At 65.3% G+C, this 15478-nt stretch carries 15 protein-coding genes; 14 read left to right on the forward strand and 1 reads right to left on the reverse strand.

All coding sequences use genetic code 11. The features are described 5' to 3' along the window. Positions 1–2: 2 nt before the first annotated feature. The 10 genes from VGH98_14955 (at position 3) to tadA (ending at position 12463) form a co-directional block, all read left to right on the forward strand. The gene (locus tag VGH98_14955; protein HEY2377273.1) at positions 3–1928 is read left to right on the forward strand and encodes a TonB-dependent receptor; all 1926 of its coding nucleotides are present in this window, start codon (positions 3–5) and stop codon (positions 1926–1928) included. 514 nt (positions 1929–2442) lie between these two features. Continuing rightward, entirely contained in the window at positions 2443–3228 is a 786-nt protein-coding gene (gene recO, locus VGH98_14960; GenBank protein ID HEY2377274.1) for a DNA repair protein RecO, read from the forward strand. Continuing rightward, positions 3225–5063 (forward strand): selenocysteine-specific translation elongation factor, encoded by a 1839-nt coding sequence (selB, locus tag VGH98_14965; GenBank protein ID HEY2377275.1) that lies wholly within the window; start codon positions 3225–3227, stop codon positions 5061–5063. Before recO ends, selB begins: the two co-directional genes overlap by 4 nt. A gap of 89 nt (positions 5064–5152) precedes the next feature. After that, a complete protein-coding gene (locus tag VGH98_14970; protein ID HEY2377276.1) occupies positions 5153–5626 on the forward strand; it encodes a hypothetical protein in 474 nt (157 codons plus the stop codon). Between the two features lie 126 nt (positions 5627–5752). Continuing rightward, positions 5753–6616: an ABC transporter permease gene (locus VGH98_14975; GenBank protein ID HEY2377277.1), complete on the forward strand. Its 864-nt coding sequence runs from the start codon at positions 5753–5755 to the stop codon at positions 6614–6616. Positions 6617–6629: 13 nt separating this feature from the next. Next, positions 6630–7358: an ATP-binding cassette domain-containing protein gene (locus tag VGH98_14980; protein HEY2377278.1), complete on the forward strand. Its 729-nt coding sequence runs from the start codon at positions 6630–6632 to the stop codon at positions 7356–7358. After that, positions 7355–8287: an MlaD family protein gene (locus VGH98_14985; protein HEY2377279.1), complete on the forward strand. Its 933-nt coding sequence runs from the start codon at positions 7355–7357 to the stop codon at positions 8285–8287. Before VGH98_14980 ends, VGH98_14985 begins: the two co-directional genes overlap by 4 nt. Further along, positions 8280–8969 (forward strand): hypothetical protein, encoded by a 690-nt coding sequence (locus VGH98_14990; protein ID HEY2377280.1) that lies wholly within the window; start codon positions 8280–8282, stop codon positions 8967–8969. Before VGH98_14985 ends, VGH98_14990 begins: the two co-directional genes overlap by 8 nt. Positions 8970–9094: 125 nt before the next feature. Then, entirely contained in the window at positions 9095–11704 is a 2610-nt protein-coding gene (gene clpB, locus VGH98_14995) for an ATP-dependent chaperone ClpB (protein ID HEY2377281.1), read from the forward strand. A 273-nt stretch (positions 11705–11977) separates the two neighbouring features. After that, the gene (gene tadA / locus VGH98_15000; protein ID HEY2377282.1) at positions 11978–12463 is read left to right on the forward strand and encodes a tRNA adenosine(34) deaminase TadA; all 486 of its coding nucleotides are present in this window, start codon (positions 11978–11980) and stop codon (positions 12461–12463) included. Positions 12464–12470: 7 nt separating this feature from the next. Here the strand turns inward: tadA and VGH98_15005 are convergent, their stop codons facing one another. Further along, positions 12471–12800 carry a hypothetical protein gene (locus VGH98_15005; GenBank protein ID HEY2377283.1) on the reverse strand — a complete coding sequence of 110 codons (330 nt, stop codon included), beginning with the start codon at positions 12798–12800 and terminating at the stop codon, positions 12471–12473. A gap of 308 nt (positions 12801–13108) precedes the next feature. Here VGH98_15005 and VGH98_15010 point away from each other — a divergent pair, with 308 nt between their 5' ends. The 4 genes from VGH98_15010 to VGH98_15025 form a co-directional block, all read left to right on the forward strand. After that, complete coding sequence (locus VGH98_15010) at positions 13109–13435, forward strand: hypothetical protein (GenBank protein HEY2377284.1); 327 nt, start codon at positions 13109–13111, stop codon at positions 13433–13435. An 88-nt stretch (positions 13436–13523) separates the two neighbouring features. After that, positions 13524–14306, forward strand: coding sequence for a slipin family protein (locus VGH98_15015; protein HEY2377285.1), 783 nt, complete (start codon positions 13524–13526; stop codon positions 14304–14306). An 82-nt stretch (positions 14307–14388) separates the two neighbouring features. Then, positions 14389–14727: a PadR family transcriptional regulator gene (locus tag VGH98_15020; GenBank protein ID HEY2377286.1), complete on the forward strand. Its 339-nt coding sequence runs from the start codon at positions 14389–14391 to the stop codon at positions 14725–14727. Continuing rightward, positions 14724–15478 (forward strand): ABC transporter permease (locus tag VGH98_15025; GenBank protein HEY2377287.1); only part of this gene is annotated, 755 nt, incomplete at its 3' end. The genes VGH98_15020 and VGH98_15025, both read left to right, overlap by 4 nt.

The following is a 15478-nucleotide window of genomic DNA, read 5'->3' on the forward strand; positions in this document are numbered from 1 at the left end:
CCATGCGATCGATTCTCGCGCTGTCAACCATCATCATCGTCAGGCTCGCATTCGCGTCGCCCGTAGCGGCGCAGCGTCCCGATTCCCTGCGCGACACGGCGCGGATCGCGCCCGTCGTCGTCACCGCCACCAGTACTCCGCTCTCGCTCGACCGCGTGCCCGCGGCCGTCACGGTGCTCGACGGCGCGAGTCTGCGCGCACAAGGACTGACGCACGTCGCCGACGCGCTGCGCGAAGTGCCCGGCATGGCGGTCGTGCAGTCCGGCTCTTATGGCGCGCCGATCTCGTTGTTCACGCGCGGCGCGCAGAACAATTACACGAAGGTCCTCGTCGATGGCGTGCCGCTCAACGATCCCGGCGGCGCGCTCGACCTCGGACTCCTGACCCTCGACGACGTCGAGCGCATCGAGATCGTGCGCGGGCCCGCGAGCGTGCTGTACGGCTCGGATGCCGTCGCCGGCGTCGTCCAGATCTTCACACGTCAGGGCAATGCGCGGCCGCGTGGCTCGGTCGACGCGCGCGGCGGCACGTACGGAAGCTACGATCTCGACGCAACGGCCGACGCGCCAATCGGCATACTGCGCGCGTCGTTAGGTGCGGCGCACCACGTCACCGATGGTATCTACGATTTCAACAGCCGATATAGAAACGACGTCGGCAACGCGTCGCTGACCTTCGCGCCATGGAGAAACACGGAGATCACGGGCACAGCGAGATACGATGACGCGATCGCGCACTATCCGACGGATTTCACCGGCGCCCCCGTCGATCCCAACGCGTATCGCACCGAGAAGCGTACGCTGATCGGCGCGGACGTGCGCCAACAGATCGGCCGCGCTCGCGCGTCCCTCGCCCTCAGCTCCAATCTCGCCAACGAGTCGACGATCGACCCGCCTAACGGCCCGGGTGATTTCGGCAGTTCGCTCATCACACGGACCTTTCGCCAGGCAGCCGATCTCCGCCTCGGCGTTCCCGTCGCCTCGGCCCTCATGCTGACTGTCGGCGGAACGGCGGAGCGACAGCACGAGGCGTCGCCTGACTACGATCGTCGCAACGAGGCCGCGTACACCGAGGTGGTGCGCAGCGGCGAGTTGACCACGGCGACCTTCGGCGCACGACTCGATCACAGCAGCACCTTCGGCGACTTCGCGACCTATCGGGCATCGGTGTCGCGCGCGCTCCCCGGTGCGTTGCGTGTGCGCGCGAGCCTCGGTACTGCCTTCCGCGAGCCCGCGTTCTACGAATCGTTCGATACGCCATTCTCCGCGGCGAATCCCGATCTGCGCCCGGAGCGCACGACGAGCTGGGAGACTGGGCTCGAGCACGAGATCGCCGCGGGTACCGCGACGATCGGCGCGACCTACTTCAATCAGCGCTTCGTCGATCTCATCGATTATCGCTTCGACGCCGCGAATCCCGCGCAGAGCCAGTACGAGAACATCGCCCGCGCTCGCGCCGCAGGCGCCGAGGTCGAATTGCGCATCATGCCGAGGCACGGTCTGAGCGGCGACGCGAGCTACACCTGGCTCGACACGAAAGTGCTCCAGAGCGGCTTCGATCCGTCGCCGCAAGCGACGCTCGTCTCGGGTGGTCCGCTTCTGCGTCGCCCAAAGCACTCGGGTTCGGTCGGCGTTAGGTACGATTTCCTCGGCGGTCTCTCGGCGACCGCTCGCGCGACGTACGTCGGTACACGCGAGGATCGCCTCTTCCACGGCGCGCCGGACTTCAACACGGACGACGTGACGCTCGATCCGTATACGAAGGTGGACGCATCGTTCGTGGCGCCGCTCGCAGCTGTCTGGAGTCAACTGCGCTCGATCGACGCGACGCTGCGCGCGGACAACCTGTTCGACACGCGCTACGTCAGCGTCGCGGGCTATGCGACGCCCGGCCGCGTGATCACGGCCGGAGTGCGCGCGACCTTCTAGCGGCTGGGGAGTCGCTCCGGGGCTTGTCGTGTTCCGTGCGTGCGATCGCGGGAGCGGGGTCGCTCCGGGGCACTATGACGATCCTGCCATTTGCCTCTACGCCGTTAGGCGTGGTCGATAGTATGGCAGGATCGCCATAGCTGCCCCTCCGGACCCCGCTCCCGCGATCGCCCCTGCCACCTGCTGCCAGCGCAACTGGTGCATCGTCGCGCGGTGATTTCCACCTAACGACTGCGCGCGCGCGCCAATTCGGACGCTGCGACGCGCGAGCCCGCGCCCCGAAGCCTGATCGCGAGCAATCTTAGGTCGGGATAGCAGGAGCGGGGTCCGGAGGGGCAGCTATCGGCAACACTGCCATTTGTTTCGACGACGCTTCTCGTAAGAGGAGCCAATGGCAGTGTTGTCCATAGTGCCCCGGAGCGACCCCGCTCCTGCTATCGCTACGGCTAGCCCCTAGTCCCTAGTCCCTAGCCCCTAGCCCCTAGCCCCTAGCCCCTAGCCCCTATGTTTCATCATGCCCCTCCTCGCCACCGAGGCGATCGTTCTTCACACCTTCGACTATCTCGAGTCGTCGCGAATCCTTCGCCTCGTGACTCGCGAAGGAGGCGTGCGCTCCGTGCTGGCGCGGGGGGCGCGTCGCTCGTCGCGTCGGTTCGGCAGCGCGCTCGATCTCTTCGCGCAGGGCTCCGCACAGCTTCACGTCAAGCCCGGACGTGATCTCGACACGCTCGGGAACTTCGAGGTCGAGCGTGCGAGACCCGCGCTCGCATTGGAGCTCGAGCGCTTCACTGGTGCTGCGGTCATCGCGGAGCTGACCCTTCGCTTCGGGCGAGACGTTGCCGATCCCGAGCTCTTCGATGCCACGTCGTCGTCGCTCGACGAGTTGGCGTCGGCAAGCGCGAACGATGCGCCCGGAGCGACGCTCGCCGGCGCGTGGCGAATCATCGCGGCGCTGGGATTCGCGCCCGGCGTCGACGAGTGCAACGAATGCCATGCGTCGTTCGCGCCTAACGATGCGGCTCTGTTCAGTCATCCGGCGGGCGGCACGCTGTGCGACCGCTGCGCGCGTCTCGCGCCGTCGGGGCGACGGCTACCGGCCGCGGCGCGCGCCGCGCTGGGCGCGTGGATCAGCGGCCAGCGAGCGACATTGGGCGGAGATGCGGACGTGAAAGCGCATCAGCGTCTCCTGCGCGAGTTTCTGCGCGAGCATCTGGCCGATGAGCGCCCGCTCCGCGCGTTCGAGATGTGGGAGCAGGATCCATTGAGCGCGCCGCAACTCGTCGCCGACCCAACGCCATGATTCTCGGAACCGCCGGCCACATCGATCACGGCAAGACGACGCTCGTTCGTGCGCTCACGGGCGTGGACACCGATCGGCTTCCCGAGGAGAAGCGGCGCGGCATAACGATCGAGTTGGGTTTCGCGCCGCTGCACCTCGAGGGCGTCGGAACCGTCGGCGTCGTCGACGTCCCCGGACACGAGGGTTTTGTACGCACAATGCTGGCCGGCGCAACCGGAGTCGATCTGGCGCTCCTCGTCATCGCCGCTGACGAAGGTGTCATGCCGCAAACGCGCGAGCATCTCGCCATTCTTCGTCTGCTCGGCGTCGAGCGCGGCGTCGTTGCGCTCACCAAGTGCGATCTCGTCGATGACGAGTGGCGCGAGCTCGTGGTCGAGGACGTGCGCGCATTGCTCGCCGACACGCCGCTCGCCGATGCGCCGATCGTCGCAACTTCGTCGACGACTGGAGCAGGTCTCGACGATCTGCGTGCGGCAATCAGCGCCGCCGCGCGCGCAGTACCCGCGCGTGCCGGCGACGATCTCTTCCGCATGCCGGTCGATCGCGCATTCACGATCAAGGGCACCGGCACCGTCGTCACTGGCACCGTCTGGTCGGGACGCCTAACGCGTGACGCGACCGTGCGTGTGCTTCCCGTCGATCGCGCCGTGCGCGTACGCGGCATTCAGACCCACGGCGATCAGGTGCAGGTCGCGGAGCCGGGACATCGCACCGCCGTAGCGCTGGCGGGAATCGACGTCGCGGACGTCAACCGCGGCAGCTTCCTCGTCGCCGATGGCGCCTGGCGCGAGTCGAATGTGCTTCGCGCCGAGGTCGTGCTGCTCGACGATGCACCGAAGGCGCTGCGCGCGCGCACTGCCGTACGCTTTCATATCGGCACCGCCGACATCGGAGCACGCGTTGTCGCCTCCGATGGCGTGCTCGCGCCAGGTGAGCGCAAGTTCGCGCGGGTGGTGCTCGACGAACCCGTCGTTCTGCGTGCCGGAGACCGCTTCGTTCTGCGTTCTGCGTCGCCTGCGTCGACGATTGGCGGCGGCATCGTCGTCGATCCATTTGCGACGCGTCGCGCGCGGCCGTGGGAGGTCGAGCCCCATTCGGCGCCGGCGCTGCGATTGGGATTGGCGCTGCGCGAGGCAGGGGAGTCCGGACTCGACGTCGCGTCGCTGCCGATCCGCCTCGGCGTTCTGCCGCGCGAGCTCGAGCCCCTGCTCGGCGACGACACCACGCTTCGCATCAATGGCCGAGTGTACGCATCCGAGGTTGCAGCCTCTCTCGAGTCGCGCCTCGTTAGTCTCGTCGATGACGCGCATCGCGCGCGACCACTCGAGACCGGCGTCTCGCTCCAGGAACTGCGTTCGCGTCTCGCGGCACCACAGGAGCTCATCGACTTCGTCCTTGCGCGAGCCGCGGAGCAGCGCCTCGTCGAGACCGAAGGCGGCACGATCCGCGCGGCGGGATGGTCGCCGCGTCTCACCGACGCGCAACGCGTCCTCCTGGGTGAGATCGACGAGAGCGTTCGTGCCGCGGCGTACGAGCCGCCGAGCGTTGGCGAGCTCACGCCGCGCTTTGGCGCCGTCGTTGCCGACCTGCTTCGTCATCTCGAGCGTCAGAGGCGCGTCGTCGCGGTCGAGCCGGACCGGTACTACAGCACCGAAAGTGTGAACTTGCTCATCGAGCGGTTGCGAACGGGCATGGTGAAGGGTCGGGAGTATTCGCCAGCCGAGCTTCGCGAGCTGCTTGGGTTCTCTCGCAAATTCCTCATTCCATTTCTCGAGTATTGCGATCGGCAGGGTCTCACCACGCGCACGGCAAGCGGTCGAGTGTGGCGCGTTTGACGTTCGCGTCGGCGTGCTCTACCTTCGCAGTATCACCTTGAAGCAGGAGATCGACTCACCGACCTGTTCTGTCAGTTCCGGAGAATTCTATGGTTTACCGCTGGGCATCACCTGCCCTCGGGCTGCTCGTGTGTGCATTGATCGCGTCGCGGGCCGCCGGTCAGGTAGCCGACCAGCGTGCCGAAGACAGTCGCCGGCGAGGCGTCCTTGGTCAGAACCAACCGAACCCGTTTTCGCGCGAGACGACGATCCCATTCACCGTCGGTGACGGCGACTGCTCTGCTGGCACGCAGCACCATCTCGTAACGCTCAGGATCTACAACATCCTCTCGCAGGTCATCGCGACTCCCATGCTCGTCGACAGCGCGGCGACGGATCCCCCAAGCGCCCCGTCGGCCACGCGTGCGCTCTCGAGTCTTTCCCTGTCGTGCGGATCGTATTTCGCTCGCTGGAACGGCAAGCACGCGCGCAACAATCGTGAGGCAGCGCCGGGCGTCTACATGTACCAATTAATCGTCGACGGCCACCCGTCGGGAATGAAAAAGATGCTATTGAGGCGCTGATTGTCGTGCTGAGGGGGCTGCCCGTGCGTGCGATCGCGGGAGCGACCCCGCTCCTGCTATCGAGAATCAGATACGGTCACTACATCCTGGAGCGGCTGGCCGTCCTTTTGCACCCGTATGGTGAACATGAGCTTGCCCATGCGGAGTGGCGACGCCGCCCCGGACGCGAGGCGGAGCCCGTTTCTCACCGCCGAGTGGCCCCTGCGTCCGCCGCGCGGACTGCGACCCGGGGGCCGTTTTCTCAGCCGCGGACGAGTCGCGCTCGATGCGATCCGTTGGTCGGCGTGGATTATCGTCTCGCCGCGCTCGGTCGTCAGCGGCGGCGTCGCACGTGAGCTCGATGCACTCGGCGTCGCTGCCTTACGACTCGTTGCCAGCGCGTCGATTCTCGTCGGCCTCATCGCGACGTTCCAGGTTGCCTATCAGCTGAAACAGTACGGCGCCGAGTCGGTGAGCGCCCTCGCGATCGGATGGTTTGGGACGCGTGAGGTTGGACCTCTCGTCGTTGCGCTGCTCGTCGTCACGCGAAGCGCGTCCGCGATCGCGGGTGAGCTCGCGGCGATGACGACGAACGGCGAGATCGACGCGCTCCGCGCGATGAGTCTCGATCCGGTCAAGTATCTCGTTGCACCGAAGCTCGCCGCGATGTGCATCGCGCTCCCGGCGCTCACGATCATCGCCGATGGGCTCATCACCCTCGGCGGCTGGGTCGGCACGACGCTGTTCCTTGGCTTTAACTCACGATTCTATCTCGAGCAGATTCGAACTTCCTTATCGACATCGGATATCGCGATTGGCGCCGCGAAGTCGTTCATGTTCGGCTTCGTCATCGCCATCATTGCGTCGGACGAGGGCCTCGGCGTCGATCGGCGTGTGGCCGCGATCGGCGAGGCCGCGAGTCGCGCCGTCGTCTATTGTCTCCTCGGCGTGCTTGCCGCGGACACCCTCGTGAATGCCGTCTTCTACTTCATCCCCGCCCTCGTCCTCTGAGCGCGCGCTCGAGGTGCTCCACCTCACGGGTCCGGCGCGCACGCCGCTCATCTTCGACATCGACCTTTACGTCAAGCGTGGCGAGACCGTGTTGGTGCTCGGCCCGATTCAGTCCGGAAAGTCGATGCTCATGCGGCACCTCGTCGGACTCGAGTGCGCCTCGTCCGGCATGATTGCCATCGATGGACAGGTGTTCGACCCAACCAAGCCCGGCGAGAAGGCGCTCCGCAGCCTGCGCGCGAGTATGGGTGTGATCTTCGAGGGCTCGGCGCTCCTCCGACGCATCAGCGTGCTCGAGAACGTCGAGCTTCCTTTGCTCGAGCACGAGCGGCTCTCACGTGCGCGTGCGCGTGACACGGCGCGGGAGTTGCTTGCCGAGGTCGGTATCGAGGTCGACGATGACACTGTGCCCGTTCAGCTGGGGCGAGCGGGACAGCGCCGCGTCGCGCTCGCGCGGGCGTTGGCACTGCGCCCGCATCTATTGCTTCTCGACGAGCCGACGAGTGGGCTCGATTCGCAGGCCGCGCACGAATTCGACGAGACGCTTCACGGACTGCAAAAACGCTACGACTTCGGAATCGTGATCTTCTCTCATGAGATTCGTTATGCGTACGCACCGGCGAACGAGATCGACGTGCTCGCCGGTGGACGCATCATCGCGCGCGGCACGCGCGAGTCGCTGCTCGAGAGCGACGATCCGGTGATCCACGGCTTGCTCCATCGTCGAGAGCGCGAACAATGAATCGGCGCGGCGAAGCACGCTTCGGCATCATCTGGCTCATGAGCGGCACGCTGCTCGTGCTCGTCGCGCTGCTCGTGCTCGCTCGCTATCCGGGAATCTTTCGCACGGGCGTCCAGTATCGCGCAGTCTTCAAGAGCGTCTCGGGACTCAACAAGGGCGACGAGGTGCGGTACGGCGGCCTGCCGGTTGGTACGGTCGTGCGGATGGACATCGATCCGAGTGATCCGACACGGATCATCGTCGCGTTTCGCGTCAAGAAGTCCACGCCAATCCGCAGCGACACCAAAGCATCGATCACGCAGGTCGGCCTGCTCGGCGCGCCGTACATGCAGCTCGAGCCGGGTACTCGTTATGCAGCGGCATTGCCGCCGGGCAGCACGCTGCCGACCGTGGAGAATCCGAGCTTTCAGGACGCCATGCGCCGGCTCTCCGAGTTCATCGACCGGACCGATACGCTGCTTGGCGGTGCCGAGCGCGTCGCGCGCGCGTCGCCAATCGAGCGCCTCGACGCCACGCTCACGCGCATGGATACGCTGATCGCCATCGCGACCGTTGGCGCGCGCACAAGCTTCGTCACGATCGATCGCACCTTCTCTCGCGTCGACTCGGCGAGCGTCAGGCTCGGCGCGCTGCTGGACCGGTCGGGTCGACTGCTCGCCACGCTCGACACCGCGACGCGAAGTGCAGGTCCGCAGCTCGCCGCTACGCAACGTGAGGCGGTGCAATCGTTGCGCGAGATTCACAACCTGCTCGCCGATTTCCGCGATGCGTTCGCGCAGGAGGGCGGCGTCAATCAGATGGTTCGCAACCTCTCGGTCGCGTCGGATAACGTCGCGCGACTCAGTGAGCGCCTCGAGCGCGATCCGACGAGTGTCCTGAAGGCACGAGCGGCGCCGAACAAGCCCGCGGGACCGAAGGCTCGTGATTGAGCGCCTAACGCGGCAGGTCGCCACTGTCGCCGCGATCCTTGCCGCAATGGGCTGCATTCACGGCAAGCTGCCGCCGCGCGAGTATTACCGTTTGCGAACCGCGCCGCTGCCCGATTCACTCGCCGCGTTCTACCGCGACGGCGGCGCGAGCACGCTGCCCGTCGGCGGCGTCGCGATCGTGCCCTACGTCGCGCCGGGCGTGTACGGCGACGGAAACATCGTCTATCGAATCGACGACAGCGAAATGGGCTCGTATCCCAATCGCGAATGGGCGGTGCCGGTACCGACGATGCTGGGTATGATGACCGAGGACATTTTCCGCGTCCGGCCGCTTACGCGCGATCCGGCCGTGTTCGATCCCCCTTCGCCGCACGTGTACGCTTACGTCTGGCGCGGACTCATCCGCGAGCTCGAGGAGGTCGATCGTGGCAGCCGGGTGTACGCCGTCGTTCGGCTCGACGCACGCATTGTCCGGGCGACGGATGACTCCGTCCTCTGGTCGGGGAGCGCACGGCTCGAGCGGCCGGTACCGCAGGGCACTATGCCGGCAATCGTCGATGTCCTATCGCAGCTTGCCACCGAAGCGATATTGCAGTTGCAGGACTCGGCTCGAGCGTCGCTCGCGGGACCGGCCGCTTCGGCAGTGCGTGCGCCGCAAGGAGGGCCGAGCGCTCGCCCGTGAACGGGAAGTAGCTAGGGACTAGGGGCTAGGGGCTAGGGCTCGCGGATAGATCGCTGCGCCGGTCCCCAACCCTACGCCCCTAGCCCCTAGGCCCTGGTAGTTTCAGTTATACTCATCCTCGGCACATGATCAACGCTGATCGCCTCACCGTCAAAGCCGGCGAAGCACTCACCGAAGCGGTGACTATCGCTCGGCGCAATGGCAATCCTGCAGTCTACGACGTCCATCTTCTCTCCGCGCTGCTCGATCAGCAGGAGAGCATCGTCGTCCCAATCATTCAAAAGCTCGGCGCGAGCGTCGCGGCAATTCGGGAACGCGTCCAGCGTGAGATCGGCCGATATCCGAAGCAGAGCGACGCGCAGCCGAACGTCGCTCGTGAGCTCAACCAGGTCTTCGATCGCGCCGAAGACGAAGCGAAGAAGCTCGGCGACGAGTACGTCTCCACGGAGCATCTGCTGCTCGCACTCTCCGAGGTGAAAGGCTCGGAATCGAAAGCGGTGCTGAACGCGGCTGGCGTCACGCGCGAGAATCTGCTCGAGGCGCTCGAAGCCGTGCGTGGAACGCACCGCGTAACGGACCAGAGTCCCGAAAACCAGTATCAGGCGCTCGAGAAGTACACTCGCGATCTCACCGACGCAGCTCGCAAAGGGAAACTCGATCCCGTGATCGGTCGCGATGAGGAAATTCGCCGCGTGATTCAAGTTCTCTCACGTCGCACGAAGAACAATCCGGTGCTCATCGGTGAGCCAGGCGTCGGCAAGACGGCGATCGTCGAAGGTCTCGCACAGCGCATCATCAACGGCGACGTCCCAGAGAGCCTCAAGAACAAGCGACTCGTCGCGCTGGATCTCGGCGCGTTGATCGCCGGCGCGAAGTTCCGCGGCGAGTTCGAGGAGCGCCTCAAATCCGTGCTCAAGGAGATCACGGAGAGCGAAGGGCAGTACGTCGTCTTCATCGACGAGATGCACACGCTGGTCGGCGCGGGGAAGGCCGAGGGCGCGATGGACGCGGGCAACATGCTCAAGCCGATGCTCGCGCGCGGCGAGCTTCGCGTCGTCGGCGCGACGACGCTCGACGAGTATCGCCAGCACGTCGAGAAGGATGCCGCGCTCGAGCGCCGCTTCCAGCCCGTGTATGTCGGTGAGCCGAGCGTCGAGAACACGATCGCGATTCTGCGCGGTTTGAAGGAGCGGTATGAGGCGCATCATGGGGTGCGCATCACCGACGATGCCGTCATCGCCGCCGCGACTCTGTCGCATCGCTACATCGGTGATCGATTTCTCCCGGATAAGGCCATTGACCTCGTCGACGAAGCCGCGTCGCGACTGCGCATCGAGATCGACTCGATGCCGCAGGAGATCGACGAGGTCGAGCGTCGCATCGTGCAACTGGAAATCGAGCGCACGGCACTGCAGAAGGAGCGAGACCCCAGCGCTGTGGAGCGTCGAGAGCAGATCGAGCGCGAGCTTGCCGGGCTTCGCGAGCGCTCGTCGGCCATGAAGGCGCAGTGGCAGCGGGAGAAGGAGACGTTAGGCGCCGTCGGCAAGATCAAACAAGAGATCGATCAGGCGAAGATCGAGGCCGAACAGGCGACGCGTCGCGGCGATCTCGCCAAGGCGGCAGAGATCTCTTACGGGCGCATCCCGCAACTGCAGAAGCAGATGTCGGACGCCGAGCAGAACCTGGCGTCGCATCAGGGGCGGCCGCAATTCCTCAAGGAAGAGGTGACCGCGGACGACATCGCCGAAGTCGTGGCGCGTTGGACGGGCATTCCGGTGACACGGCTGTTGGAGAGCGAGCGCGCGCGCCTGACGAAGCTCGAGCAGGAGCTGGCCGAGCGTGTCATCGGACAGCCGGAAGCAGTGCAGGCGGTCGCGGACGCCGTTAGGCGGTCGCGCGCGGGGTTGCAGGACCCGAATCGTCCGATCGGCTCTTTCATATTCCTGGGTCCTACCGGTGTGGGGAAAACGGAAACTGCCCGTGCGCTCGCCGAGTTCTTGTTCGACGACGAGCGCGCGATGGTGCGCATCGACATGTCCGAGTACATGGAGAAGCACGCCGTCGCTCGGCTCATCGGCGCTCCGCCGGGCTACGTCGGATACGAGGAAGGAGGGCAGCTCACCGAAGCCGTCAGGCGGCGCCCGTACTCTGTCATCTTGTTCGACGAGATCGAGAAGGCGCACCCGGATGTTTTTAACATACTACTCCAGATTCTCGATGACGGTCGCCTTACAGACTCACAGGGACGGACCGTCGATTTCAGGAATTCGGTCGTCATCATGACCTCCAACATCGGCAGCACCTTCATTCTCGAGCATGCTCGAGGCGATTGGGCACTGGTCGAGACTCAGGTGATGGCCGAGATGCGGCGGGTGTTCAAGCCCGAGTTCCTGAATCGCGTGGACGACGTCATCATCTTCCGTCCACTCACGCAAGAGCAGATCGAGAAGATCGTCGATCTCCAGCTCAAGCGCCTCGAGAAGCTGCTCGCCGATCGGAAGATTACGATTCTCGTAACTCCGGAGGCGAAGCACGTGCTCGCCGAGGAGGGGTACGATCCGGCGTTCGGGGCTCGTCCGCTCAAGCGGTCGATCCAGCGATTGATTCAGAATCCGCTCGCGATGGCGGTACTCGACGGCCGCTTCAACGACGGCGACACTGTTGTCGTCGATGTCGGGCCCAATGGCCAACTGCAGATGCATCGGCCGATGGAGCGCGAGGCAGTGATTGCCTAGCCGGTCATCCCTTGTTAGTGGCAGGGTTCGGATAATCCGGGAATTTCGGGAAAGCGGAATGTCGGTACGAGTCGCGTCGAGGGCGAGCTTCAGACTCGAGACGTGAGTAATGAGATCCCGCTTTTTCGATGTGGCACCCAGGCATCTCACCTGCCGATGGCGGGTGAGATGCGCGCAACGCCTCACGGAGTAGGCGGGATCTCACCACTCAGTTCTCGAGCCTCAAGCTCGACGCTTCTAACACATTATAGTAGATCCTTCGCTTCGCTGAGAATGACAACGAATCGAGACGACTTGAACTGGATGTCCGCCGCGCTCGAAGAAGCGCGGGCGGCGGCGGCGGGCGACGTTCCCGTCGGTGCCGTGATCGTTCGAGACAATCAGGTGCTCGCGCGCGCGAGCAATCGTACCGTGCGCGATCAGGACCCAACCGCTCACGCCGAGCTACTCGCGATTCGCGCCGCTGCCGCCGCGGCTGGTGAATGGCGACTCGGCGACTGCACGTTGTACGTGACCCTCGAGTCGTGCGCGATGTGCGCTGGGGCGATCGTGCTCGCGCGAATTGCGCGCGTCGTCTTCGGTGCGTGGGACGACAAAGCCGGCATGGCAGGCTCGGTGGGCGACCTGCTCAGACACCCACGACTGAACCATCGCCCCGAAGTCCTCGCGGGCATCCGCGCCGATGAGTGTGCGGAACTGTTGCGTGAATTCTTCAGCGCGCGCCGGAGCGGGCCCCCGGACCTGTCAATCGTTAGGTGATGGGCAGCTACGGAGGCAGCAGCGCCGAGATCTTCGCGTTGAGGGCGTCGGCGAGCGCGACGAGCCGGTTGGTGTAGGGGAGTGACCGATCGAGTCGATCGACGAGGATGCTCAGCACGGCGAGGTCGGTGCCCGTGAGCTTCCGCGGATCGCTCGGCGGTAACGCATCGTTGGCGAGCGCGGCGAGCGCGTGAAGCTCGTTAGGCCCGGTGACGGAGACGAGTTGTTCGTCCGGGTCGGCGACGACGATATGCGTTTCGTCGTCGACGATGTCGAGAAAGACGGTTCCAGAGCGCCGGTGGCACCACTCATCCGGCGTGAGCGCGGGTCGCATCATGGTGATCATTTCGGGTTGCCCAACGAGGAGAAACGTCGGACCAACTCCGGCCGTCGTCGGCCGATCAGTGCGCGTCGCGGGTGGGCGACGGAAAGCCAATGGGTGCGGGACACTCGCAATTTCTATGCACAGCGGGCTCGGCGATGCAAACGTCTGCGCGTCATGGGCGCACCGGCGGTTCGTCGACTGCGGACCGCGGACGCTGGTGATGGGTCGGTGCGTCAGGTCTGGTGGGTCGCGTCGACGCTGCGTGCTGCCGCTGTCCCGGGACACTAGCGTCGAGCAAGTGGGCTAGCCAACTTCCCGACATGCCCGAACAAGCGCCGAAAGGTTGGCGGCACTGGTCTGAACCGAAGAAGCGATCGCCGCCAGTGCTCGTGCGATTCACTGCCGAGAGCGGCGAAGTCTGGACGGTCTGGGATACGACGTTCAGCAAGTTCAAAAATCATCGCCACGCGCATTGCGAGGAGGCAGCACGGACGCGTGTCTTTGTGAACGCAGCAGGCGTGAAGCGGAGCTACACGTTCAAGCGCGCAGAGTCTCGCGTGCTCGATAGCGCGCTCCTGGAGCGGCAGCTGCACGAGGCGAGCTTCGTTGGAAAGATGCCGGATCTGAGCGATAGAATGCCGCGTTAGGCAGGGAATGCCTGGCGGCGCGGCGGTGGTCGCGCACGGATGATGCAGAATCCGCCCTCCCTGACGAACCACCCGAGGTGACGGGAGGATGCTGTCCACTACGCTCCCCGCGATCGCGATCATCGTCGTGATCTGGCTTTTCGCAAGCGTGAACATCCTGCGGCAATACGAGCGCGCGGTGGTCTTTCGGCTCGGTCACGTCCTGGAGCATGAGAAGGGCCCAGGTGTCGTGTTCGTCTTTTGGCCCATCGAGAGGATGGTCAGGGTCTCGCTCCGCGTCGTGACCTGGGACGTTCCCCCGCAGGACGTCATCACGCGTGACAACGTGTCCCTGAAGGTCAATGCCGTCGTGTACTTCCGCGTCGTGGACGCAACGAAGGCAATCATCGAGGTCGAGAACTACCGCTTCGCCGTCGAACAGGCGTCGCAGACAGGCCTTCGCAGTGTACTTGGCGAGGTCGAGCTGGACGACTTGCTCTCGCAGCGCGAGAAGCTCAACTCGCGGCTGCAAGGCCTCCTCGATGAGCAAACTGAGAATTGGGGTGTGAAGGTAACACAGGTTCAGGTCAAGCAAGTCGACCTGCCGCAGGAAATGCAGCGCGCGATCGCGGCGCAGGCGCAGGCGGAACGGACGCGTCGAGCCAAGGTCATTGCTGCGGCCGGTGAGTTCCAGGCCGCGGGCCAACTCTCGGAGGCTGCGGCCGTGCTGAACCGTCAACCAATCGCGATTACGCTGCGATATCTCCAAACCTTGATCGAGATCGGCGCGGAGAAGAACACGACGATCGTCTTCCCGCTGCCGCTCGATCTGTTGGGAGGCCTGGGCGCGAAGTTCGCCGACGCCGGTCCAACCGATGCCAAGACGCCGTGAGTACCGTGGTTGCTCGCGCTCTCCTTGACAGCCTAGGAGAACAGGGCTAACCTCTCCTGGTCCGCCTAGGAGAGAGCCTTTCGTGTCACCCGTCGAGCTACTGCCCGGCACCCTCGATTTGCTCATTCTCAAAGCTGTCTCGCTCGGGCCCCAGCATGGGTACGGGATTCTGCTTCGCATCGAGCAGATCTCTCGCGGGCACCTTCCAGTTCAGCAAGGCACGCTCTATCCTGCCCTCTACCGCCTCGAAGATCGCGGATTCCTGGGCACCGAGTGGGGTACGTCGGATAACAATCGGCGCGCGAAGTTCTACCGCCTCACGCCCGAAGGCCGGAAGCAGCTCCGCGACGAGCGTTCGAGCTGGGAACAGGTGGTCGCCGCCATGACGACGGCGCTGCGTGCGACGCCGGAGTCGCTGTGAAAGCACGTATCCGCCAGGCTTGGGCGATCGTACGCCACCTCGTCCGCCGCGCGACGCTCGAGCGCGATATGGAGGAGGAGTTCAGGAGTCACCTCCAACATCGCGCGGACGACCTCGAGCGGCGCGGCCTCGCGCGCGCCGCCGCCGAGCGGCGGGCGCGTGTCGAGTTCGGCGGCGTGGCAGCGCAGAAGGAGGCAGCTCGCGACGTGCGCGGCTTGCGACCGTGGCAGGAGCTCCGAGCCAACGTCGCGTTCGCGGCGCGCGGCCTTGGACACCATCCGATCCAATCGTTGATCGTCGTCACGACACTCACGCTCGGCATCGGCATCAGTGCCGTCGTCTTCTCCGTCATGAACGCGCTCGCGTTCCGTGCGCGCGTCGACCGCGACGCTGCGTCGTTCACGCAGATCCTGGTGTCGTATCGCACGGACACGACGGGGCCAACGTTCCCCGGTGCAGCTCCGCTCGGCGACTACCTCGCCTACGCGCGCGGGATCCGATCACTGTCCTCGATCGCGGGATGGCAGCACGTGCAGCTGGCGCTGTCCGATGGCGCGCGCCCCACGCCCGGCGCGCTCGTCACGTGCGGATTCTTCGACGTGTATGGGCCCGTGAGGCCGATCGCGGGACGCGTGCTCCAACGCGACGACTGCGATTCGCGCGCGCCAGTCGTTGTCATTGGCAATGAGCTCTGGCGCACCGCGTTCGGCGGCGACACCGGCGCGGTCGGCCGCGTGCTGCGAATCAATGG

The organism is Gemmatimonadaceae bacterium (assembly GCA_036496605.1).
Taxonomy (GTDB): domain Bacteria; phylum Gemmatimonadota; class Gemmatimonadetes; order Gemmatimonadales; family Gemmatimonadaceae; genus AG2.